Source organism: Corallococcus sp. AS-1-12 (assembly GCF_020036995.1).
Taxonomy (GTDB): domain Bacteria; phylum Myxococcota; class Myxococcia; order Myxococcales; family Myxococcaceae; genus Corallococcus.
The window spans coordinates 28068-49493 of sequence record NZ_JAIQDD010000007.1 but is presented as its reverse complement, the minus strand read 5'-3'; the positions used below and the strand labels follow the sequence as shown (position 1 = coordinate 49493).

General features: G+C 71.9%; 20 protein-coding genes. 10 read left to right on the top strand and 10 right to left on the bottom strand.

The annotated features are described in order from the left end of the window. Nucleotides 1–125: 125 nt before the first annotated feature. The gene (locus K8556_RS13975) at nucleotides 126–704 is read left to right on the top strand and encodes an NUDIX hydrolase (protein ID WP_223740563.1); all 579 of its coding nucleotides are present in this window, start codon (nucleotides 126–128) and stop codon (nucleotides 702–704) included. Between the two features lie 6 nt (nucleotides 705–710). Here K8556_RS13975 and K8556_RS13970 read toward each other — a convergent pair whose 3' ends face one another. Further along, a complete protein-coding gene (locus K8556_RS13970) occupies nucleotides 711–2192 on the bottom strand; it encodes a HAMP domain-containing sensor histidine kinase (protein WP_223740562.1) in 1482 nt (493 codons plus the stop codon). 266 nt (nucleotides 2193–2458) lie between these two features. Between K8556_RS13970 and K8556_RS13965 the strand changes: the two genes are divergently transcribed. Continuing rightward, complete coding sequence (locus tag K8556_RS13965) at nucleotides 2459–4177, top strand: hypothetical protein (RefSeq protein ID WP_223740561.1); 1719 nt, start codon at nucleotides 2459–2461, stop codon at nucleotides 4175–4177. A 318-nt stretch (nucleotides 4178–4495) separates the two neighbouring features. Then, on the top strand, nucleotides 4496–4966 hold the full coding sequence (locus tag K8556_RS13960) for a hypothetical protein (protein WP_223740560.1): 471 nt from the start codon (nucleotides 4496–4498) through the stop codon (nucleotides 4964–4966). Nucleotides 4967–4978: 12 nt separating this feature from the next. Here K8556_RS13960 and radA read toward each other — a convergent pair whose 3' ends face one another. Continuing rightward, complete coding sequence (radA, locus tag K8556_RS13955; RefSeq protein ID WP_223740559.1) at nucleotides 4979–6340, bottom strand: DNA repair protein RadA; 1362 nt, start codon at nucleotides 6338–6340, stop codon at nucleotides 4979–4981. Between the two features lie 185 nt (nucleotides 6341–6525). On the opposite strand from radA, the gene K8556_RS13950 reads away from it, so the two are divergent. The 6 genes from K8556_RS13950 to K8556_RS13925 all read left to right on the top strand — a co-directional run bounded on the left by K8556_RS13950 (nucleotide 6526) and on the right by K8556_RS13925 (nucleotide 11440). Continuing rightward, a complete protein-coding gene (locus K8556_RS13950; protein ID WP_120597359.1) occupies nucleotides 6526–6795 on the top strand; it encodes a GlsB/YeaQ/YmgE family stress response membrane protein in 270 nt (89 codons plus the stop codon). A gap of 190 nt (nucleotides 6796–6985) precedes the next feature. Then, complete coding sequence (gene bioB / locus K8556_RS13945) at nucleotides 6986–8011, top strand: biotin synthase BioB (protein ID WP_223740558.1); 1026 nt, start codon at nucleotides 6986–6988, stop codon at nucleotides 8009–8011. Beyond that, nucleotides 8008–9189, top strand: coding sequence for an 8-amino-7-oxononanoate synthase (gene bioF / locus K8556_RS13940; protein ID WP_223740557.1), 1182 nt, complete (start codon nucleotides 8008–8010; stop codon nucleotides 9187–9189). Before bioB ends, bioF begins: the two co-directional genes overlap by 4 nt. Continuing rightward, nucleotides 9179–9874 carry a dethiobiotin synthase gene (gene bioD, locus K8556_RS13935; RefSeq protein WP_223740556.1) on the top strand — a complete coding sequence of 232 codons (696 nt, stop codon included), beginning with the start codon at nucleotides 9179–9181 and terminating at the stop codon, nucleotides 9872–9874. Before bioF ends, bioD begins: the two co-directional genes overlap by 11 nt. Before the next feature lie 115 nt (nucleotides 9875–9989). Then, nucleotides 9990–10268, top strand: coding sequence for a hypothetical protein (locus tag K8556_RS13930; RefSeq protein WP_223740555.1), 279 nt, complete (start codon nucleotides 9990–9992; stop codon nucleotides 10266–10268). Further along, nucleotides 10265–11440 (top strand): pyridoxal phosphate-dependent aminotransferase, encoded by a 1176-nt coding sequence (locus tag K8556_RS13925; protein WP_223740554.1) that lies wholly within the window; start codon nucleotides 10265–10267, stop codon nucleotides 11438–11440. The genes K8556_RS13930 and K8556_RS13925 overlap by 4 nt, the downstream gene beginning before the upstream one ends. On the opposite strand, the gene K8556_RS13920 is transcribed toward K8556_RS13925, so the two are convergent. The 3 genes from K8556_RS13920 to K8556_RS13910 form a co-directional block, all read right to left on the bottom strand. After that, entirely contained in the window at nucleotides 11421–12860 is a 1440-nt protein-coding gene (locus K8556_RS13920; protein WP_223740553.1) for an ABC transporter substrate-binding protein, read from the bottom strand. The two genes, K8556_RS13925 and K8556_RS13920, sit on opposite strands and share 20 nt — an antisense overlap. Continuing rightward, entirely contained in the window at nucleotides 12860–13690 is an 831-nt protein-coding gene (locus K8556_RS13915) for a hypothetical protein (RefSeq protein WP_223740552.1), read from the bottom strand. Before K8556_RS13915 ends, K8556_RS13920 begins: the two co-directional genes overlap by 1 nt. A gap of 138 nt (nucleotides 13691–13828) precedes the next feature. Beyond that, complete coding sequence (locus tag K8556_RS13910) at nucleotides 13829–15622, bottom strand: phosphoenolpyruvate carboxykinase (GTP) (protein ID WP_223740551.1); 1794 nt, start codon at nucleotides 15620–15622, stop codon at nucleotides 13829–13831. A 161-nt stretch (nucleotides 15623–15783) separates the two neighbouring features. On the opposite strand from K8556_RS13910, the gene K8556_RS13905 reads away from it, so the two are divergent. Further along, on the top strand, nucleotides 15784–17688 hold the full coding sequence (locus K8556_RS13905) for an SLC13 family permease (RefSeq protein ID WP_370639927.1): 1905 nt from the start codon (nucleotides 15784–15786) through the stop codon (nucleotides 17686–17688). A gap of 30 nt (nucleotides 17689–17718) precedes the next feature. Here the strand turns inward: K8556_RS13905 and K8556_RS13900 are convergent, their stop codons facing one another. The 5 genes from K8556_RS13900 to K8556_RS13880 all read right to left on the bottom strand — a co-directional run bounded on the left by K8556_RS13900 (nucleotide 17719) and on the right by K8556_RS13880 (nucleotide 21409). Then, nucleotides 17719–18345 carry a tRNA-(ms[2]io[6]A)-hydroxylase gene (locus K8556_RS13900; RefSeq protein ID WP_223740549.1) on the bottom strand — a complete coding sequence of 209 codons (627 nt, stop codon included), beginning with the start codon at nucleotides 18343–18345 and terminating at the stop codon, nucleotides 17719–17721. A gap of 141 nt (nucleotides 18346–18486) precedes the next feature. Then, nucleotides 18487–19143, bottom strand: a complete 657-nt coding sequence (locus K8556_RS13895; protein WP_223740548.1) for a hypothetical protein — start codon at nucleotides 19141–19143, stop codon at nucleotides 18487–18489. Between the two features lie 98 nt (nucleotides 19144–19241). Further along, nucleotides 19242–19691 (bottom strand): hypothetical protein, encoded by a 450-nt coding sequence (locus K8556_RS13890; protein WP_223740547.1) that lies wholly within the window; start codon nucleotides 19689–19691, stop codon nucleotides 19242–19244. Nucleotides 19692–19877: 186 nt separating this feature from the next. After that, nucleotides 19878–20717 (bottom strand): DUF4081 domain-containing protein, encoded by an 840-nt coding sequence (locus K8556_RS13885; RefSeq protein ID WP_223740546.1) that lies wholly within the window; start codon nucleotides 20715–20717, stop codon nucleotides 19878–19880. A gap of 44 nt (nucleotides 20718–20761) precedes the next feature. Further along, a complete protein-coding gene (locus tag K8556_RS13880) occupies nucleotides 20762–21409 on the bottom strand; it encodes an AgmX/PglI C-terminal domain-containing protein (RefSeq protein ID WP_223740545.1) in 648 nt (215 codons plus the stop codon). Between the last annotated feature and the right edge of the window lie 17 nt (nucleotides 21410–21426).

Genomic DNA, 21426 nt, shown 5'->3' with positions numbered 1-21426 from the left:
GCCACCGGTGGGTGGGCGGCGGAATGCACACGCCAGGCCACCCTACACCGGACCCGGCGGGGTGCAGGTGGGGCCTGGCGTGAAAGGGCTGGCGTCAGGGGCCGGGTGGGTGTCTATCCCGGCGCATGGCCCCCGTCTCCGCTGCCCTCGTCGACCTGCTCGCGCGCCACGTCCCCACGGACGACAAGGAGCGCGAGGACCTCTCGCGCATGCGCCACTTCGCCACGTCGCTGAAGGAGCCCTTCTCCCGCTCGCAGGCGGAGGCGCACTTCACCGGCAGCGCGGTGGTGGTGGACGTGGCGGGCGGGCGGGTGGCGATGCTGCACCACGCGAAGCTCCACCGCTGGCTGCAGCCGGGGGGGCACTCGGAGGCCGGGGACGGCGGCGACATGGAGGCCACCGCGCTGCGCGAGGCCCGCGAGGAGACGGGCTGCCGCGTGCACCTGCACCCCACCGCGCCGCGCCCGCTGGACGTGGACGTGCACGTCATCCCCGCGCGCAAGGACGAGCCGGAGCACTGTCACCTGGACGTGCGCTACCTCGTGGTGGCGGAGGACCCCGAGTCGCTCGCGCATGACCCCGCGGAGTCGTTCGGCATCCAGTGGCTGGGCTGGGACGAAGCGCTGACGCGCGCGGATGAGGCGCCGCTGCGCCGCATGCTGCTCAAGGCGCGCGAGGTGCTGCGCGCGGGCGGCGCGGCGTAGGGCGCGTCAGGCGTCCGCTCCTCGTCCTGTCGCGTCCGGCGGACAGGGCAGGGTCAGCGTGAAGACGGTCTCGCCCGGCGTGGAGCGCAGGGAGAGCTCGCCGCCGTGGGCCCGGACGATCTTCCGCGCGAGCGGCAGGCCCAGCCCGGTGCCCTGCTCGCGGGTGGTGAAGAAGGGCTCGAAGATGCGCTCGCGCTCGGCTTCGGGCACGCCCGGGCCCGAGTCCTGGACGTCGATGGCGTATCTCCCGTCGCGCACCTCGCCGCGGATCCGCACGTGGCTGCCGGCGGGCGCGGCCTGCACGGCGTTCTTCACCAGGTTCACGAGCGCCGCGGTCAGCAGGCTGCCATCCGCCTCCAGGTGCGCGGGCGAGGCGGCCACGTCCAGGGCCACGCCCTTGTCGTGCGCCTCCGCGGAGAGCAGCTCGCACGCGTTGGAGAGCAGGTCGGGCGCCTCCATGGGCGCGCGCGCCAGCGGCTGTTCGCGGGCGAAGGCGAGGAAGTCCTCGACGATGCGCTGGAGGTAGGCGACCTCGCGCTGGATGCGGTCCACGTGGCTGCTCGCGTCCGCGTGGGCGCCCGCGCGCAGGTCCTCCTGCAGGAGGCCTGAGAAGAGCGCGATGCCGCCCAGCGGGTTGCGCACCTCGTGGGCCACGCCCGCGAGCATGAGCTTGAGCTGCCGGTCGCGGCCCTCCAGCGCGCCGCGCATGACCTCCAGCTCGCGCGCGAGCACTCCGATTTCGCGGGTGGGCTCCGGCGGCACGGGCGTGGTCAGGTCCCCCCGGCCGATCCGCAGCGCGGAGTCCATCAGCCGCCGCAGCGGACGGGCCAGTCCCCGGGCGGTGATGACGGCGATGACGGCGAGCACGGCGAGCGCCACGGCGCTGGCCATGACGAAGGTGCGCCACAGCCGCCGCAGCGGTCCGAAGAAGGCCGCGCTGCCCTCCACGCCGATGGCGCCCACCACCTGGCCGTCCTGGACCACGGGGGCGTAGCCCGTCTTGTAGAGCAGCCCGTCGGAGCCGGTGAAGAGCACCTGGCTGGCGGCGCGCTTTCCCGCGAGGACGCGCGTCAATTCCAGCCGGTCACGCGCGAGGTCCGGGAGCTCGGTGCCCACGGGCAGGTTGCCGCCCACGTCCGCGCGCACGCGGCCCCGCGCGTCCACGGCGTAGACCCGGCGCACGCCGCTCGCGGTGCGCACGCCGTCCAGCAGCCGCACGAGGGCGCGCCAGGTGCGGGTGCCGGACACGTCGTCGCCGGGCTCGATGGTGAGCATGCGCTCACCGCTGACCTGGCTGGCGGTGGCGGCGGCGAGCGCGGACAGGCTCGCGCCCAGCTCGTCCTCCAGGCTCGCGCGGGCCAGCGCGTACACGGAGGCGCCCGCGAGCGACAGGAAGAGCAGGGTGGGCAGGAGGAACGCCAGCAGGAGCCGCGCGGACAGCGAGCCCAGCGCGTCCCGCAGGCGGGAGGAATGGGGTCGATGCGTCATCCGGGCAGTGCTCCTCGCACCCCCGCATCAAACGGCATGCCCCCGTCCGTGGCCAGTCCTCGTTCCGCGCTCCGGAGCGCGGCGCGGGCTCCCCCGGAAGAGGGATGTCTTGGATGGGACAGGCGCGAGAAGGTGTGGCGCATGCCGTGGAACCGGCTGCTGGAGCGCGGTGTCCGCGCTGCGTGCGGGGCCCCTGTGCGTCAGGAAGCGGCTCACAAGAAACGTCAGACACGGCTGGTAGATGTGAGTGATTGAGGGGGCGCGTCATGCTGACAGGTTGGCTGGGACGATTCAGCGCGGGGCTGGTGCTGCTCCTGTCGCTCACGGCCTGCGGGACGCCGGGCTCGCGGACCCTGCCGGTGGGGCTGCACGGCTACGGGCGCTATCACAGCGCATCGCCCGCTTCGTTCACGCGGGAGGCCGCGTGGAAGCGCGCGGGTTCGGGCGGCACGGTCGGAGGAGAGGAATTGGGCCGCTACCTCGCGTTCATCCGCGAGAAGCGAGCCGCCTTGAAGCAGCCCGCAGTGATGGAGACGGAGCGTCAGGTGGGCCATGCCGCGCTCAACGACCTGATGCTCTGGGCGTCCGCGCGGACGGAGGAGGAACTCGCGAAGGACGAGCCGCTGGAGGTGTATCTGCGGCTGAAGGCGAAGCACGCCCAGGCCCTGCTCGAGGACGGCAAGCGGTCCGCGCGAGCGGAGGCGAAGCTGGAGGAGTTCCACCGCTGGGCGGATGCGCGCCGTCAGGCCCTGGCGGACGCGCACTTCCGCCGGCTCGGGAGTGACGGGCTGCTCACCGAGAGCGCGCTCTACGAGGAGACGCAGCAGGCGTTGCTGGAGGCGGTGCTGGACTGGGCCTACACGCACACGGCGGACCCGGACTTCCCGCGCAAGAGCCCCAGCGAGGTGGCGCTCTACCTGCTGGCGCGCGACAGCCTCCTGGCGTCCGCGGTGGAGGCGGGCCGCTTCGCGCCTCCGGTCTGGGACCCGGCGCGTGAGCCTCCGGGCATTCCCCCGGAAGAGGTGGTGCTGGAGATCGCCCTGGGGCTGCTGCCCGTCACCGGCGAGGTGGCGGACGTGGGCGGCGTGGTGCTGGGGCAGAGCCTCCTGGGATACCCGCTGACGGACGGCGAGCGGCTGCTGTGCGCGGTGAGCGTGGCGCTGCCGGTGGTGTCGGGGCGCCTGTTGTCGGAAGGCGCGCAGGGCGCGGAGCGCGTCGCGCTGCTCACGGGCCGGAGCCTGCGCGAGGTGCAGGTGTTGCAGCGGGTGGTGCGGCACCTGTCGCCACGGGAGGCCCAGGAGCTTCGTCAGGTGCTGCGCGCGGCGGGGCGCGGTGAGGCCGTGTCCGCGGAGGACGTGGAGAAGCTGCGGGCGTTGGCGAAGCGGCTGGAGGCGCCGCTCGCGGAGGCGGGGCTCGTGCTGGCCCGGGGCAAGCGCGTGGCTTTGGTGGGCTCACGCGCGACGGAGGAGGGGGCGCGGCTGGTGCCGGGCAGCGCGGAGCACCTGGCGCAGGCGTGGGTGGACTACCAGTTCCGTCACCCGGAGAAGTACCGGAGCTTCCAGTACGCGGTGGATCCGGAGTGGGAGCGGCTCTACCAGACGGTCATCACGAACAAGGGCGCGGGCAGCGCGTTCGAGCAGTCCGTGCTCCAGAGACGGAAGCTGCCGAAGAACACGGACCTCCTGCTGCCCCCGCCTGGCAGCAAGGCCCAGGGCTTCGTCCCGGATGCTGTGACGGGACACAAGGGGGACCTGGTCTGGGGCAGTCCCTACGACTTCGTCGAGGTGAAGGGGCGCGCGGAGATGGCGCTTACAGGGAACCTCAAGGCCATGATTGAGTACGTCCAGAAGTACGGTGGCTCCCTCGAACTCTGGATCCGTTCCGCCAAACATCCCGAGGGGGCGACGCGGTTGAGCGGGCCCCTGGCCAAGGAATTGAGCGACCTTGAAAAGCAGGGGCAGGCAACGGTCAAGCCCTTCCCGTGAGAGCGCTTCATGGCCATTCGCTACCTGAGTACGGATTTTGCGCTGCCTCCTGGCGCTCCGCCCACAAGCGTTGTTCGCGAACTGGTCCATCGGTTCTTCACGGAGGGCCGCTGGTTCCAACCTGTGCGCTACGGGGGCGTCGGGACAGATGCGCAGTTCGAGCCCGGTTCTTTCGATCCGGATGTGCTCGCGGCCTCCTACGATGAGTCCAAGCGTCTCTTCATCGGTGCGAAGACAGACCGGGATTTCCTCCATCTCTCCCCCGACCGCCGTGGGAAGTATCCATTCGTCGGGTCATTCAGGTGGATGACGTCCATCGTGGAAGCCCGGACGGCCCGCTGGCGCGAAGCCCACCTGCGTCAGGTCGTCGAAATCATGCGCCTGCTGGGCTCACCCCTTGCCCAGTCCGGACTCGATGACGACTTCGACCGTAAGAACTGGCGTTTGGTCCCGCACGAGGACGGCTTCGGCTCCAGTCGCGAATTCAACGTGCGCGACTACAGCGAGGGCCTCTCCGGCCTCTACTGGCGCAACGTCTTCGGCGCCCCCTTCGTGGACCTCTTCGGCCCGCGCCTGGACGCCATCCCCGCGTCCCAGCGCCAGTCACTCGACGGGGGGCTCGTCCTCGTCCAGCCCTATGAGCTGCCCACCCAGGCCATGACTCCGGAAGGAGACGCCGCGGAAGCCCAGCTCATCGCCACCCTGGGCCGCGACGCCTTCTTCGACCTGCCCACCCTCACGAAGCCCACGCGCGTGCCGGACGTGTCCTGGATGCTGCACAAGCACTGACGCCCCGGGGCGTCAGTCGAACATCGCCGCCAGCGCCTCGCTCAGGGTCTCCACGCCCACCACCTGGAGCTTCGTCGCCTCCACGCGCCGCGCGCTGCCCGCCGGCAGCACCACCCGCTGGAAGCCCATCTTCGCGGCCTCCGCGAGCCTCGGCTCCACCTGGCCCACCGCGCGCACCTCGCCCGCGAGCCCCACCTCTCCCAGCACCAGCGTCTTCGCGTCCAACGGCCGGTTCTGCAGGCTGCTCACCAGCGCCGCGCACACCGCCAGGTCGCACGCCGGTTCGCTCAACTGCATGCCGCCCGCCACGTTGACGAACAGGTCGCAGCCCACCAGCGGGATCTCCTCCTTCTTCTCCAGCACCGCCGCCAGCAGCGCCACGCGGTTGCCGTCCACGCCAATCGCCGTGCGCCTCGCCGTGCCATAGCCCGTGGGCGCCACCAGCGCCTGCACCTCCACCAGCAGCGGACGGGTGCCGTTGAGCGTGCTCGTCACCACGCTGCCGGACTTGCCCTGCGGGCGCTCGGAGAGGAACAGCGCGGACGGGTCCGCCACCTCCACCAGCCCCGCGCCCTTCATCTCGAAGACGCCAATCTCGTTGGTGCTGCCGAAGCGGTTCTTGTGCGCGCGCAGCAGGCGGAACGGGTGGCCGCGCTCGCCCTCGAAGTAGAGGACCGTGTCCACCATGTGCTCCAGCACCCGGGGACCCGCGATGGAGCCCTCCTTCGTCACGTGCCCCACCAGGAACGTGGGCACCCCGCTGCGCTTGGCGAACGCCATCAGCCGGCCCGCCACCTCGCGCACCTGGGTGATGCTGCCCGGCGCGTTGCCCAACTCCGGCAGGTACATGGTCTGGATGGAGTCCACCACCAGCGCCTGCGGCTTCAGCGCCTCCGCCGCCTGGAGCACCCGGTCCGCGTCCGTCTCCGCGAAGAGGTGGATGGCGTCCCCCTCCACCCGCAGGCGCTCCGCGCGCATCTTCGTCTGACGCAGGCTCTCTTCACCCGACACGTAGAGCACCGGACCGTGCCGCGACAGCTTGTCCAGCGCCGCCAGCAGCAGCGTGGACTTGCCGATGCCCGGGTCGCCGCCGAGCAGCACCAGCGAGCCGCCCACCACGCCACCGCCCAGCACGCGGTCGAACTCCGTGATGCCCGTGCGGCGGCGCACCTCCGTCTCCGCCGTCACGTCCTGCAGCTTCACCGGCCGGGAGGAGCCCCCGGACGCGCCCCACGCCGGGCGCTTGTCGTCCACCTTCGCTTCGGTCTCCTCCAGGAGCGAGCTCCAGGCCCCGCAGTCCGGACACTTCCCGAGCCACTTCGCCGTCTGGTAGCCGCAGGCCTGACAGGTGTAGTGCGTCTTCGCCTTCGCCATGGGTTGGAGTGTCTACCCCAGACCCCTGACGTTTCGTCGCCCAAGCTCATGCGCGCGACATGCCAGGAGAGCAGGCAGGCGTGATGGCGTGGATCAGGTAGCGAGTTGCCCTACAGGGAGGGGCAACCCACTTTCTGGACCACGGGCGACGCGAAACAGCGCGCCCCCCACACAGGGAGAGTGCCATGGGGATTATCGCGTTTCTGGTGATTGGTCTGGTCGCGGGTCTGATCGCTCGTGCCATCATGCCGGGCAACCAGTCGATGGGGCTCATCGCCACCACGCTGCTGGGCATCGCCGGTTCGTTCGTGGGCGGCTTCGTCGGTTCGCTGTTCTCCAGTGACGGTCGCGTGTTCGACCTCCACCCCACGGGCCTGCTGTTCTCCGTGCTGGGCGCGCTGGTCGTGCTGTTCCTCGTGGGGCTCGCCGGCCGCGGCCGTCGCGTCCACGTCTAGTCAGGCAGGGCTCCTCGACCGATGAGGCGGGAGACAGCCAGGGACGTCCGTGTCACGCACGGACGTCCCTTCTGTCTTGCGGGCCTCCCCAGAGGGGGAGGAGGACTCGTCAACCCCCTGCTCCAAGAGCGTTGACAATGGCCCCCGGGCCACGCACCGTCGGCCTCCTGACGCCTCCCCAGGAGCCCGCATGTCCGACACCGCCGAGTCCTTCCACGGCCACGCCCACCACGCCGCCCCCGCCCCGGAAGGGGTGACGGTGCGTCACGACTGGTCGCTCGCGGAGGTGAAGGCGCTGTACCAGTTGCCGCTGCTGGACCTGGTGCACAAGGCGCAGACGGTGCACCGGCAGGTGTTCGTGGAGAACAAGGTGCAGCTCTGTTCGCTGCTCTCCATCAAGACGGGCGGGTGTCCGGAGGACTGCGCGTACTGCCCGCAGGCGGCGCGCTACAAGACGGGCGTCAAGGCGGAGAAGCTGATGGCGGTGCCGGAGGTGCTGGCCGCCGCGTCCCAGGCCCGGGCCGCCGGGGCCACCCGCTTCTGCATGGGCGCCGCGTGGCGCGAGGTGAAGGACGGCCCGCAGTTCGACAGCGTGCTGGAGATGGTGAAGGGCGTGCGGGCCCTGGGCATGGAGGCGTGCGCCACGCTGGGCATGCTCACCGACAGCCAGGCGAAGCGCCTGCGCGAGGCGGGCCTGTCCGCGTACAACCACAACCTGGACACGTCCCCGGAGCACTACGGCGACATCATCTCCACCCGCACGTATGACGACCGGCTGAAGACGCTGGACCGGGTGCGCGACGCGGGCATCTCCGTGTGCTGCGGCGGCATCATCGGCATGGGCGAGTCCGTGGACGACCGCTGCAACCTCCTGCGCACGCTGGCCAACCAGGAGGTGCACCCGGAGTCGGTGCCCATCAACGCGCTCGTGCCCGTGGAGGGCACGCCCCTGGCCCAGCAGCACCGCGTGGAGACGGTGGACATGGTGCGCACCATCGCCACCGCGCGCCTGCTCATGCCCCAGGCCATGGTGCGCCTGTCCGCGGGCCGCATGCAGATGAACGAGGAGGCGCAGCTCTTGTGCATGATGGCGGGCGCCAACTCGCTCTTCTTCGGGGAGAAGCTGCTCACCACCGGCAACCCCGAGTACACCCAGGACATGGCGCTCCTGGAGAAGGCGGGCATCCGCCCCCTGGAGCCCCGGCAGGACCGGTGAGCCCCTCGACGCAGGTCGCGGACCGCTGGGCGCGCGAGGACCTGGAGGCCCTGTCCGCGAAGGGCCTGCGCCGCGCGCTGGAGCCGCTCGACTCCCCCCAGGGCGCGGAGGTGCGCGTGGGGGACGAGCGGCTGGTCAACTTCTCCTCCAATGACTACCTGGGGCTCGCGGCGTCCCCCGCCGTGCGCGCCGCCGTCGCGTCCGCGCTGGAGCGCTACGGCGTGGGCACCGGCGCCAGCCGCCTGGTGGTGGGGGACATGGTGCCGCACCAGCGGCTGGAGGCGCGGCTCGCCCGCTTCGAGCGCGCCCAGGCGGTGCGCCTCTTCAACTCCGGCTACGCGGCCAACACCGGCATCCTGCCCGCGCTGGTGGGCCCCGGCGACGCGGTGTTCTCCGACGCCCTCAACCACGCCTCGCTGGTGGACGGCTGCCGGCTGTCCCGCGCGCGCGTCGTCGTCTACCCGCACGCGGACGTGGCCGCGCTCACCCGCGCGCTGGAGCAGACGCCCGCGCGGCGCAAGCTGGTCGTCACCGACAGCGTGTTCTCCATGGACGGGGACGTGGCCCCGCTGCGCGAATTGCTGGCCGCGTGCGAGGCCCACGGCGCCGCGCTGATGGTGGACGAGGCGCACGCCACCGGCGTCCTGGGCGCGCGCGGCGCGGGCCTGTGCGAGGCGCTGGGCGTGGAGGACCGGGTGGACCTGCGCATGGGCACGCTGAGCAAGGCGCTGGGCGGGCTGGGCGCGTACGTGGCCACGTCGCGCGCGGTGGCGGACCTGCTGGTCAGCCGCGCCCGGCCGTTCGTCTACTCCACCGCGTTGCCCGCCGCCCTCTGCGCTGGCGCCGAGCGCGCCGTGGACCTGGTGGAGCACGACCCCGCCCCGCGCGAGCGGCTGTGGGGGCACATCCACCGCTTCACCGAGGGTCTGCGCGCGCTGGGACTGCCCGCTGAACCCCGGAGCGCCATCTTCCCGGTCATCCTGGGCGAGCCCGCGCGCGCGCTGGACGCGGCGACGCGCCTGCGCGAGGCGGGCCTGCTGGTGAAGGCCATCCGCCCGCCCACCGTGCCGGACGGCACCAGCCGGCTCCGCTTCTGTCTCTCCGCGGCCCATACGACGGGCCACATCGACCTGGCGCTGGAGGCCCTGCGCCGGGTGGGAGTCTCCCGTGGCCCCTGAAGCGCTCCAGTTCTTCGTCACCGGCACGGACACCGGCGTGGGCAAGACGCAGGTGTCGTGCGCGCTGCTGTCGCTCCTGAGGGACGCGGGCCATGCGCCCCAGGGCTTCAAGCCCTACGAGAGCGGCTGCGCGTCCCTCAAGGCCCCGGCGGACGCGCTCGCCATGCGCGAGGCCGCGGGCAGCACGCTGCCGGTGGACGCCCTCTGCCCGCACCGCTTCAAGGCGCCGCTGGCCCCGGGCATCGCGGCGTCGCGCCTGGGGATGGAGCCGGACTTCCGCGCGACGCTCGCGGCGTGGAGGCGGCTGAAGGGCGGGGCGGTGGTGGTGGAGGGGGCAGGGGGGCTGTTCGTCCCGGTGGACTCGAAGCGCGACGTGGTGGACCTCATCCAGGCCTTCCGCCTGCCCGTGGTGCTGGTGGCGCGCGCGGGGCTGGGCACGCTCAACCACGTGGCGCTGTCGCTGGAGGCGCTGGCCGCGCGCCAGGTGTCCGTGCGGGCGGTGGTGCTGTCGCGCGGGGTGCCCGGACGCGACCTGGCGGAGCGGGACAACCGGCGCTACCTGGAGGCCCGCCATGGCGTGGAGGTCCTGGGGCCCGTGCCGTACGTGGAGGATGCAAGAAAGCGCCGGATGGCCTTCCGGCGCGCGCTGGCGCCGCTGCTGCCCGAACGCGCGCGGGCCCGATAAATCGGCCTCCGCCGCGTTCGGCGGAAAGGCGCGTGCTACAGGTCGCGCAAGTTTTCGCGTGGTCGAGGCCGTGATCTGGACGGCCCGTTTTTTCCGCGCGAGAAAGCCGTCACGAATGGCGGACATCATCGACATCACGCTCCTCGCGGACGTCCGGCGCTTCTTCAAGAAGCTCATCGAACAGCGCGGGCTGTCCTACTTCCTCCAGAAAGACGGTCCGCGGCTGTTCCAGATTGAGCCCGCGAAGGTCGAGCTGGTCCTGCGCACCGCGATCCGCACCCGGAACCCGGAACTGCCCGCGCCGCACGAGAAGGCCGTCGAGCACTGCCGCCTGGAGCTGCGCCGCGAGCTGATCCGCCGCGTGGCCAGCGCCATGCTCCAGACGGGGCTGTGAGCCGCTTCTCGCTCCGCACCGCCTTCCCGCGAACGCTCAACCCGCTGTCCCAGGCCGTCGCCATGCGCCACGCATGCGGGCTGCCCGTGCTGGACCTGGCGGAGACCAACCCCACGCGCGTGGGCCTGCCGCCGCCGCGCGTGAAGCTCGGGGCCCACCGCGGGGACTTCGACTACGCCCCGGAGCCCTTCGGCCTGCCCTCCGCGCGCGAGGCCGTGGCCGCGCACCTGTCCCGGCGGGGCGCGCCCGTGGAGGCCGCGCACGTCGTCCTCTCCGCCAGCACCAGCGAGGCCTACGGCTGGCTCCTCAAGCTCCTGTGCGACCCGGGGGACAACGTCCTCGTGCCCGCGCCCGGCTACCCGCTGGTGGACGTGCTGGCGCGCCTGGAGGGCGTGCACGCGCGCTCCTACCGCCTGCCCTCGGTGCACGGCTTCGGCCTGGACGCGGGCCGGGTGGAGGCCGCCGTGGACGCCCGCACGCGCGCGGTGGTGGTGGTGAACCCCGGCAACCCCACCGGCCACTTCCTGCACGAGGGCGAGCTCCACGCGCTCGCGGACGTGTGCGCGCGCCACGGCCTGGCGCTCGTCTGCGACGAGGTGTTCTCCGACTTCGCGTGGGATGACGAAGCGGGCCGGGTGACGTCCGTGGCGGGGCGGAGCCTCCCGTGCCTGACGTTCTCGCTCTCCGGCCTGTCCAAGGTGGCGGGCCTGCCCGGCCTCAAGCTGGCGTGGCTGCACGTGGGCGGCCCCGCGCACGCGCGCGACGAGGCCCTGGCCCGGCTGGAGGACGTGGCGGACGCGGCGCTGTCGGTGGCCACGCCCGTGCAGCTCGCGCTGCCGTCGCTCCTGGCGCACGCGCCGCGCTTCCAGCGGGCGCTCCTGGCGCGGGTGAAGGGCAACCGGGAGCGGTTGAGTCGAGCGCGCCCGGCGGACGCCGCGTGGGACGTGGTGCCCGCGCACGGCGGCTGGAGCGCGGTGCTGCGCATCCCCCATCACCCCGGGGAGGAGGCCACCTGCCTGCGGCTCCTGGAGGAGGGGGTGCGCGTGCAGCCGGGCTACTTCCACGACTTCGGCGGCGGTGCGTACCTCGTGCTGTCGCTGCTGCCGACGCCCGAGGTCTTCACCGCCGCCCTGGCACCGCTGGTGCGCGTGCTCAGTCCACCGGCGGGTTGATGAGCTGCACCGTCTTGAAGGCGTTGTTCTCCACCTTGAACAGCTCGTAGGGCGACGCCGCCTCGCCCGTCTCGTTGTTGAAGTCCAGCTCGCCGCTGGCGCCGCGCACGTTGATGACCTTGCCGGCGCGCAGGTCCTCCCGCGCCGCGGTGAACTGCGTGGATCCCAGCGAGTAGGTGGTCGCGGTCTGGCCCGAGGCGGGCGTGAGCTTCGTGAGGCCCTCCGCGATGCGGGGGCCCGTCACCGGCTGCGGGTTGTTGGGGTCGTTGCCCACCGCGAACGCCGCGCCCAGCGTCACGATGTACATGGCGTCATACGCGTGCGCGGTGAAGGAGAACTGCCCGGGGTCCGTCTTGTAGGCGGTGATGAACCGGTCCGCGAACAGCTTGTAGGTGGAGTCGCTGGGGCGCGCGGACGCGGGCGCGGTGCCGTAGGCGCCGGTGAGCTCCGCCTTGTTGGCGCCCAGGTTCGTCAGCAGGGTGAGGTCCTTGCTCGCGTCCGTGAGGAACCAGCGGTTGCCGCTCGCCACGCCCACGCCCTGGGACGCCGCCTCCGGAATCAGCCGCGCGTTGTCCTCGGGGAAGCCCGCCAGCACCGTCAGGTCCGGCTTGAAGGACACCAGCCGGCTCACCGCGCCGGACACGGACTCGTTGCGGTTGTACTGCGCGCCCGCGACGTTGTCCTTGTTGGTGACGCGGCTCTGGATGGCGTCATACAGGCCGTTGCCGTACGAGTCGTTCACGTACGCCACGCCCACCTTGGTCGGAGGGGTGAACGTCACGCCCGGGTCGTTGATGGGCGTGATGCCCTGGAGCACGTCCGCGATGACGCGCCCCTGGAGCACGTCCGAGGGCGTGGTGCGCCAGACCAGGCCCACGGCGCCACCGTTCTTGTCCGACAGCGTGGTGAACGCGGAGCTCGTCGCCGTGTGGCTCATGAGCAGCACGTTCTTGGGGATGGTGACCCCGCTGATGGCGAGCGTCTGCGCGCTGCCCGCGCTGAAGAGCGCCACCGCGCCCTTGTCGTTCACCATCCAGGTCGCCTGCGTCACCGCCCGGTTCGCGTCCGCCCCGGTGTCGCAGACGTACATGAGGAACTGGCGGCCGCCCACGCCCTGCGCCTGGTTCACCTCATCCAGCGCCAGCTTCAGGCCGTTGAAGCGCTGCTGCTCAATCTCCGCGTTGCCGCTCGCGTTGGTGAGCGGCAGCGCCGCGCCCAGCACGATGGGGTTCGCCGCGGACGTGGCGCCCACCACCTGGTCGCAGCCCGCGGGCTGCGGCAGGCAGAACCCGGAGGTGCAGACGCTGTTGCTGCCGCAGTCGCTGCTCGTCGTGCATTCGGACAGGCCGCCCGCCGTGGTGAAGCTGCACCCGGACGACAGCAGCGCCATGCCCAGCGTCATCATTCCCAGCGCGCGCATCAGAAACGACCCTCCATGCCGACCCCGGCGCCGCGCGGCGCGAGCGTCACGCGGACCTCGCCCTGCGCGGGGGGGCCCTCTTTGGGATACAGGATGATGGCGGTGATGGCTCCCGCGAGCCCCACGCCGAAGCCGATGTCCGCCAGCAGCGCCTTGCTCTTGGTGCTGTCCGACAGCCGCTGCTTGTCGGTGAGCGTGGAGGCGCTGTCGAACTGCTCGCGCTGGTCGCGCGCCTGCAGCCCGAAGAGCACGCCCGCGCCCACGCCCAGCACCGCCACGCCGCCCGTGGCGAACGCGGCGATGCGCTGGTTGCGGTAGGACTTGAGGGTCCGGTCCAGCTCCGCCTGCTTCTGGCGCTCGCTCTCCTCCTGCGCGCGCCGGGCCGCGGCCTGCTCGGCCTCCGCCTGCTGCCGCGCGGCGTCCGCCTCCGCCTCCAGGCGCTTGCGGTCCGCGTCCGCCGCCGCCTGCGCCTGGTCCTCGCGGTCCAACTGCACGCGCAGCCGGTCGATGGCGCGGTTGCTGTTCTTCAGGAGGGCGGGGTCGGTGTCCTCGCTGGAGGACGTGACGTACTGCCGGTAGAAGCTCATCGCCTCGCGGGGCTCGCCCGCGTACTCCAGCGCCACGGCGATGTTGTAGACGAGCCGCGGGTGCGGCTGCGCCTCGTTGGCCTGCTTCAGCGCCTCCGCCGCCTCGCGGTACTTGCCGGCGTCATAGAGGCGCTTGCCCTCCTTCAACAGCGCCTGCACGTTGACCTTGGAGCCACCCCGCTGCGCCAGGGCGGACCCCGGTGCCAGCGCCAGCGCCAGCGACAACACGAAAACCAGTCTCATGGGGCGGTGAGCCTAGCGCCGAACAATCCGGCCGTCGAAGCGCTGGCCCCCGGAAAAAAGCGCCGGGGCCACCCCCACCCCCATCGGCACGGGGGAGGAAGCGGCCCCGGACGGGCCTGCCCTGGCGTCAGACGGCGCTCAGCCGTCCAGGCGCGCGATGAGCAGCTTGCGCTGGAGCATCAGGGCCTCGGGGGCCTTGGTGCCCAACTGCTCGAAGAAGACCTCCTGGCTCTTGAGCTCGGACTTCCACTCGTCCTCCTTGATGGAGGTGGCCTCCTGGACGGCCTCCTCGGACATGTCCAGGCCCTTCAGGTTGAGGCCCTGGTCCTGGCGCGGCACCCAGCCCAGCAGCGTCTCCTGCGTGGGGACGCGGCCCTGGACGCGGTTCACGATCCACTCCAGGACGCGCATGTTCTCGCCGTAGCCCGGCCAGATGAACTTGCCGTTCTTGTCCTGGCGGAACCAGTTGACCTGGAAGATCTTCGGGAGCTGCGGGATGGACTTCTGCATGTCCAGCCAGTGCTGGAGGTAGTCGCCCATGTGGTAGCCGCAGAAGGGCAGCATGGCCATGGGGTCGCGGCGCACGACGCCCACCTTGCCGGTGGCCGCCGCCGTCGTCTCACTGCCCATGGTGGCGCCCAGGAACACGCCGTGGGTCCAGTTGAAGGCCTGGAGCACCAGCGGGACGGTGTTGGAGCGGCGGCCGCCGAAGATGATGGCGCTGATGGGAACGCCCTGGGGGTCGTTCGCCTTGGCGGACAGCACCGGGTTGTTGCTCATGGGCGCGGTGAAGCGGCTGTTCGGGTGCGCCGCCTTCTCCGTGCTGCCCTTCTTCCAGGGCTTGCCCTGCCAGTCGATGAGCTCCTCGGGGACCTCGCCGTCCTTGCCCTCCCACCAGACGTCGCCGTCCGGGGTGAGCGCCACGTTCGTGAAGAGCGTGTCCTTGGAGATGGTCTCCATGGCGTTGGGGTTGGTCTTGTAGTTGGTGCCCGGCACCACGCCGAAGTAGCCGGCCTCCGGGTTGATGGCGTACAGGCGGCCATCCGGACCGGGGCGCATCCAGGCGATGTCGTCGCCGACGGTTTCAATCTTCCAGCCCGCGTACTCCTTGGGCGGGATCATCATGGCGAAGTTCGTCTTGCCGCACGCGGACGGGAAGGCGGCGGCGATGTACGTCGTCTCGCCCTTGGGGCTGGTGACGCCCAGGATGAGCATGTGCTCGGCGAGCCAGCCCTCCTCGCGGCCCAGGTAGCTGCCGATGCGCAGCGCGAGGCACTTCTTCCCGAGCAGCACGTTGCCGCCATAGCCGGAGCCGAAGCTCCAGATGGTGTTGTCCTGGGGGAAGTGGCAGATGTAGCGGCGGTCCGGGTTCACGTCACCCGTGGAGTGCAGGCCGCGGTTGAAGTCGTCGCTGTCGCCCAGCATGTCCAGCGCGGCCTTCCCCATGCGGGTCATGATCCGCATGTTGAGCACCACGTAGTCGCTGTCCGTCAGCTCCACGCCAATCTTCGTGGAGGCGCCGCCCAGCGGGCCCATGGCGTAGGGCACCACGTACATGGTGCGGCCCTTCATGCAGCCTTCGAAGAGCTGGGAGAGCTTCGTGTAGGCGGCCTCCGGCTCCATCCAGTTGTTGGTGGGGCCCGCGTCCGTCTTGTTGGGCGTGCAGATGAACGTGAGGTGCTCGACGCGCGCCACGTCGTTGGGGTTGGAGCGGTGCAGGTAGCAGCCGGGGCGCTTCTGCGGGTTGAGCGGGATGAGCGTGCCGTCCTTCACCGCCTGCTCGGTGAGGCGCTGCTTCTCCGCCTCGGAGCCGTCGCACCAGACGATGCGGTCCGGCTGGGTCATCGCGGCCATCTTGGCCACCCAGGCCAGCAGCGTGGGGTTCTTCGTGGGCGCCTGCTCGGAGGCGGCGGCCGCTTGCGTCGAAGCCATGGAGGTTTCCTCGGGGTGTTTCATGGGTCGGGTCTCCCGCGTTTCGCGACTTCGCGAGGGGGCGAAACCCTACAGCGGAAGGAACACCAAACCTTCTGGACCGGGGCCCCAAAAGCAACTGACGTCCGGCAGTCAACCGGACTTTCGACCGCTTTGGCCTAATTCCACTTATCAGCGCCCGGTCATTCATCAGTAAACGGCGCGGTGCGGCACACGCTGGCAGCGCAGCGCGCCGTGCCCAGGTTGTGGGTGCGCCCGCCCGCTCCATGTCCATCGCCCTCGTCCTGGTCATCATCGTCGTCGCCCTGATCCTCTTTTCCGTGGATTCCATCCCCATCGAGTTCACCTCGCTGGTGGTGGTGTGCCTGCTGGCGCTCTCCGGGGTGCTGACGCCAGCGCAGGCGTTCGAGGGCTTCAGCAACGACACGGTCATCTTCATCTTCACCCTGCTGGCGATGACCCAGGGGCTCGCCGCCACCGGCGTGGTGCAGATGGTGGGGCAGCGGATGGCCTTCTTCGCGCGCTTCGGCCACCAGGCGTTCGTGCTGGCGATGATGGGCGTGGTGGCGGTGTTCTCCGCGTTCATCTCCAACACGGTGACGACGGCGGCCTTCCTGCCGGTGGCCATTGGCGCCGCGCAGCGGGCGAAGGTGCCGCGCAGCAAGGTGCTGCTGCCGCTGGCGTACGCGTCCATGCTGGGCGGCACGGCGCTGCTCTTCGGCACGTCCACGAACCTGGTGGTGTCCGCGGCGCTGAAGCGGCAGGGGCTGGCGCCCATTGGCGTGACGGAGCTGGCGCCGGTGGGGCTGCCGGTGGTGCTCATCGGCATCGCGGTGGTGGTGCTCCTGGGGCGGTGGCTGTTGCCCGCGCGCGAGGGCAAGCCGGGCACGGAGGGCTTCACGCTGCGCGACTACCTCACGGAGGCGGTGGTGCCCGGGGACTCGCGCTACGTGGGCCAGCCGCTGTCGGACATCAGCGAAGGCCTGGGCCTGCGCGTGATTGGCGTGGTGCGCGACGGCGAGACCCTGTCCGCGAAGCCCGGGTACGTGCTCACGGGCGACGAGCGGCTGGTGGTGGAGGGCAAGCGCGAGGACATCCTGCGGGTGAAGGACCTGCGGGGCATCGAGCTGCGGCCGGACGTGCGGCTGTCGGACGCGGAGCTGGAGGGGCCGGAGTCGATGCTGGCGGAGGTGGGCGTGCCGCCCGGCAGCCCCCTGGTGGGGCGCAGCCTGAAGGAGACGCTGTTCGTGGAGCGCTTCGGCTTGGTGGCGCTGGGGCTGCACCGCCGGCCCGCCATCCAGCGCAACACCAAGCTGCAGCTCCTGCGGCGCTCCTACCACCACCACTCGCTGTCCACGCTGCCCCTGTCCGTGGGGGACGTGCTGCTCCTGCGCGGGCCCCGGCAGAAGGTGGCGGAGCTGGCCCCGGGCCACACCCTGATGGTGCTGGAGGGCCACGAGTACGAGCCGCCGCGCTACGCGAAGGCGCTGCTCGCGGTGCTCCTCTTCCTGGGGGCGCTGGCGGCGGGCTCGCTGGGCTGGGTGCCGCTGTCGGTGGCGGGGCTCACCGGCATGCTGCTGATGATCGCCACCGGGTGCGTGGACGCGCGCACCGCGTTCCGCGTGGACTGGCGGGTGGTGCTGCTCATCGGCTCCATGATGGCGCTGGGGCTGGCCATGGAGGTGAGCGGCGCGGGGAAGTTCATCGGCGACCACGTGGCCCGGCTGGGCGCGTACGGCGGGCCCCGCGCGGTGCTGGCGCTGCTGATGGTGCTGACCATCCTGCTGTCCGCGCCCATGAGCAACCAGGCCGCGGCGCTGGTGGTGCTGCCGGTGGCGCTCAACGCGGCGGCGCAACTGGGCGTGGACGTGCGCCCCTTCGCCATGGGCATCACGCTGGCGGCGAGCTGCTCCTTCATCACCCCGCTGGAGCCCAGTTGCGTGCTCGTCTACGGGCCCGGGCACTACCGGTTCACCGACTTCTTCCGGCTGGGCACGCCGCTGACCGCGGCGCTGGTGGTGTTCCTGGTGTTCGCCGTGCCCGTGGTGTGGCCGTTCCACGCGTAGGCGCGCGGCGCTCCCTTCAGGGGATGGCGGTCAGTGGATGGCGGCGCGCAGCCCCACGTCCGCGAGCACCCGCGACTCCTGCGCGAGCAGGTACTGCAGGCGCGCGTCCACGGCGGCCTCGTCCCCGTTGGACGCGGTGACGGCCAGGCGGTGGAAGAGGGACTGGTGGCCGTCCTCGGACTGGGCCAGCTCTCCGTAGAAGCGGGCCAGCGCCGGGTCGGTGAGCCCCTCCGCGAGCAGGGACAGCCGCTCGCACGAGCGCGCTTCGATGATGGCGGCGACGAGCAGGCGGTCCACGCGCCGCTCCGGGGCGGGCGTGCGCACGTGCTTCTGCAGCCCTTGCGCGTACGGGTCCCCGGCGTCCTTGGTGAGCGTGAGGCCGCGCGCGGCCATCAGGTCCAGCACGCGCGCCAGGTGGGCGCTCTCCTCGCGGGCCAGGCGCGCCATCTGCGACGGCAGGCCCGGCAGGTCCGGGTAGGCCTGGAGCATGGACAGCGCGTTGGCGGCGGCCTTCTTCTCGCAGTGGGCGTGGTCCACCAGCACGGCGTCGAAGTTCGCCAGCGCCAGCGGCAGCCAGCCGGGGTCGGTGGGCGCGTGGAGGATGACGGGGCCCGCTCCGGAGAGGGGACGGCGGGAGGGCGTGGGGCGGCTGCTCATTTCGGAGGCGGACTGTAGGGCATCCGCCGGGCGCCGCGCGCGGGTGTCGTGCGGCGCCCTCGCGCCCGCTTCCTCCCAGGACATGCCGGCCGCCCGCGCGGTGAGGGGCCGCTCTCCCGCGGCGGGCGCCGGCGTCCACGGCTACAGCGGCGGGTTCGTGCCCTCCTTCGACGCGAGCAGGGTGACCACGTAGTCGTCGCCCTCCTGCGCCTCGTTGGCGATGAAGACGGAGCCCGGCCAGGTGCGCAGCCCGTTCATCAGGAAGGCCCCGTGGTCGGCCTGGGCCCGGTGCACCAGCTCCACGCGGCAGAGCGTGGCGCGGCACTCCAGCGACTTCACGCGCGAGGTGCCAGGCAGGTGCGCGCGGAACGCGTCGTCGAGCGTCCGGGACGCGCGCGCGCTCCAGTCCCCGTCCACCGGCTCCGCGGCGAACGCGTTGAACACGCGCGTGCGCGACTGCTCGAACGAGGCCGGGGGCGGGCGGATGGGCGGAGCCGGGGGCACGTCCTCGCCCGGGTCCTCCGCCGCGGCGGCTGCTCCGGAAGGGGCCGCTTCCGGGGCGCCGGGCCGCGCGTGGGGCGCCGTGGGCGGGCGCGCGGCGTTGGCGGCCCACAGGCGCATCGCGGTCTCCGCGGCGGCGCGCTTCGCGTCGGTGCCCTCGCTGGCGTGGCGCACCTGGGCGCGCAGCTCCTCCAGGGCTTCGCCGGAGGCGCGCTGGTGGCCGGCGAGCGTGAGCCCCACGCCCGCGATGGCGGCGGTGTTGACGATGGCGAGGACGGTCTGGAGCCTGGAGGACATGGGGCGCTCGCGGGACTTCGGTGGGAAGAAGCGGACCGCGCGAAGGGGAGGAATGTGAAGCCTTCGTGCGGCCCGCTGTGAGCCGGCAGGCCCGTGCTTCAGTCGATGGTGAAGCCGCCGATGATGCCGCCCGACTGCAGGCCGCAGCGGAAGACGAGGGCGAAGTCCTCCCACACGTAGCGGTCACCCGTGTTGAGGGTCTGCCACGCCATGGGGCCGGCCACCGTGTACGTGGTGGCGCCCACCTGGCCGGCGTTGCCCACGCCGTTGACGGTCTCCGTCTCGCACCAACTGTTGTTGCCGTAGATCTGCACCGTCGTCGGGTGGTAGCCGACCGTCCACATGGGCACGGAGGCGATGGCCAGACGCGTCGTCGTACAGTCGTTGCGGATGCCCGAGTAGCTGTGGACGTTGAAGCACGCCGCGTCGGACGCATACGCGGCCTTGAACGCGATGCCCGGGTAGTACTGCCACGCGGCCGCGGTCCCCGCGCTCAACGCCACCACACCGAACGCGCACACCTTCGCCAACGTCTGGAAACGCTTCATCGAACTGCTCCCGTGGGATACGGCGGTGATTGGGGCCGCCGGGCACGCGAACGCGCGCCGCGCTCCCAAGGAGCAAGCGCCATGCCCTGGTCCAAGCTGGCGTGTTTTCAATTGTTTACATGTCTTTTTGACAATCCCCGTTGTCCCGGGAGCAACAGGCGGGTGTTGCCTGCGTTGTCCGGGGGGCTACTCCACCAGCACGAGCCGCTGGGTGCGGCCGGCGTGGTAGCCCACCTTGCGCGCGATGCGGGCGGTGCTCTCGTCGCGCTCGTCCACGCGCATGGCCAGCCGGGGCAGCGACGACAGCAGGTGCCGGGAAATCTGTCCCAGGCACAGCGTGGCGTGGCCCTGGCGGCGGCGGGACGGGGGCGTGTACATGCCCTCCAGCTCCGCGCCGAACTGCGAGCGGCAGCCGATGTCCACCTTGAACACCAGCTCGCCGCCCTCCTCCAGCACGTAGGTGCGGCGCTGGCGCACGCGCTGGAGGACGCGGGACTCGTAGTGGGCGGAGTCCTCCGCCAGCGGATCCCGCTCCAGGATTTCGCGCACGTAGCCCTGGGCCAGGGGCAGCAGGCGGGGCACGTCCTCCTCGCGGGCCAGGCGCAGGGTGGGGTTGGTGAAGGGGCCCAGGTCGTCCGCGGAGACGCTGAACAGCTTCTGGGTGCGGGACAGGCGCGGCTTGCCTTCACAGAGGCTGCGCACCAGCGCGTCCACGGAGGCCTTGTCCCCCACGGTGGCGCGCAGCTTGAGGCTGGGGGCGAGCGCGTCCGCGATGACGCCGGTGACGCTGGCGTCGCTGGCGCTGGGCACCACCAGCCCGCCCTCGCCGCCCACGAAGACGGCCGCGGTGAGCACGCCGCTGTCGAAGCGGCCGTGGAAGGAGAAGGCCGCCTGGCGCTCCGGCGCCGCGATGCCGAACTCCTCCAGCAACCCCAGCAGGTAGAGGTTGTGGACGGGATCCTTCGCCAGGAGCGCGCGCAGGGCGTCCGTGTGGGAAGGCGCGAGCTGTTCGACGGTGACGGGCATGCGCGGGGGCCGAAGGGGGCCTGAACCTTACGCGCAACCCGACCTCACGGGCCAGCGTCCCCAGGCACGGAGAACCGGAAGGGATGCAGCACGGTCGCGGACCCTCCCAGGTGGGGCGCCGGGAAGCGCGCGTCCAGGAGCGAGTCCAGCACGCACGCCTGCACCATGGGGTCCGGGATGGTGCTGGAGACGAGCTCGCCCCGGCGCATCTTCCCCTCGGAGCCCTCGCCCTCCACGGTGAAGCGCAGCTTCACTTCCTGTGTGCCCCGGTTGCGTTGTGCGGCGTCCTGGAAACATTGCTGCACGAGCGGAGTCACGGCCTGGATGGCCAGGCGCAGGTCCTCCGCGTCGATGCGGCCGGAGGACGCCTCCACCACCGGCTCCACCCGCTCCACGCGGCGGGGGTCGGGGGCGTCGGGGGCCTGGCGCGGCGGCGGGGCGCGGGGCGGCGCTCGCGCCGGTGCCACGGGGGGCGGGCGCGGAGGGGTGGGGGGCGCGGGCCGGGGGAGCCCGGGCGCCGGTGCGCTCGTGCCCGGCGGACGGGCCGGGGGCGGCGCGGCCGGTTCAGTCCGCTCCGGCGCGTCCATGAAGCGCGTCACCCACGCGGCCCCCAGCGCGAACAGCAGGAACAGGCCCAGGCTCAGGCCGGGGATGAGGAGCCAGCGGACGAGGGTGCGGTGCGAGGACGCCATGGGCCGGGAGCCCGCGT

What these genes read in the sequence shown, in the direction of transcription:
- K8556_RS13975 (WP_223740563.1), top strand. Translation starts at nt 126, where the DNA reads ATGGCCCCCGTCTCCGCTGCCCTCGTCGACCTGCTCGCGCGCCACGTC.
- K8556_RS13970 (WP_223740562.1), bottom strand. Translation starts at nt 2,192, where the DNA reads ATGACGCATCGACCCCATTCCTCCCGCCTGCGGGACGCGCTGGGCTCG.
- K8556_RS13965 (WP_223740561.1), top strand. Translation starts at nt 2,459, where the DNA reads ATGCTGACAGGTTGGCTGGGACGATTCAGCGCGGGGCTGGTGCTGCTC.
- radA (WP_223740559.1), bottom strand. Translation starts at nt 6,340, where the DNA reads ATGGCGAAGGCGAAGACGCACTACACCTGTCAGGCCTGCGGCTACCAG.
- K8556_RS13950 (WP_120597359.1), top strand. Translation starts at nt 6,526, where the DNA reads ATGGGGATTATCGCGTTTCTGGTGATTGGTCTGGTCGCGGGTCTGATC.
- bioB (WP_223740558.1), top strand. Translation starts at nt 6,986, where the DNA reads ATGTCCGACACCGCCGAGTCCTTCCACGGCCACGCCCACCACGCCGCC.
- K8556_RS13930 (WP_223740555.1), top strand. Translation starts at nt 9,990, where the DNA reads ATGGCGGACATCATCGACATCACGCTCCTCGCGGACGTCCGGCGCTTC.
- K8556_RS13920 (WP_223740553.1), bottom strand. Translation starts at nt 12,860, where the DNA reads ATGCGCGCGCTGGGAATGATGACGCTGGGCATGGCGCTGCTGTCGTCC.
- K8556_RS13915 (WP_223740552.1), bottom strand. Translation starts at nt 13,690, where the DNA reads ATGAGACTGGTTTTCGTGTTGTCGCTGGCGCTGGCGCTGGCACCGGGG.
- K8556_RS13910 (WP_223740551.1), bottom strand. Translation starts at nt 15,622, where the DNA reads ATGGCTTCGACGCAAGCGGCCGCCGCCTCCGAGCAGGCGCCCACGAAG.
- K8556_RS13900 (WP_223740549.1), bottom strand. Translation starts at nt 18,345, where the DNA reads ATGAGCAGCCGCCCCACGCCCTCCCGCCGTCCCCTCTCCGGAGCGGGC.
- K8556_RS13895 (WP_223740548.1), bottom strand. Translation starts at nt 19,143, where the DNA reads ATGTCCTCCAGGCTCCAGACCGTCCTCGCCATCGTCAACACCGCCGCC.
- K8556_RS13890 (WP_223740547.1), bottom strand. Translation starts at nt 19,691, where the DNA reads ATGAAGCGTTTCCAGACGTTGGCGAAGGTGTGCGCGTTCGGTGTGGTG.
- K8556_RS13885 (WP_223740546.1), bottom strand. Translation starts at nt 20,717, where the DNA reads ATGCCCGTCACCGTCGAACAGCTCGCGCCTTCCCACACGGACGCCCTG.
- K8556_RS13880 (WP_223740545.1), bottom strand. Translation starts at nt 21,409, where the DNA reads ATGGCGTCCTCGCACCGCACCCTCGTCCGCTGGCTCCTCATCCCCGGC.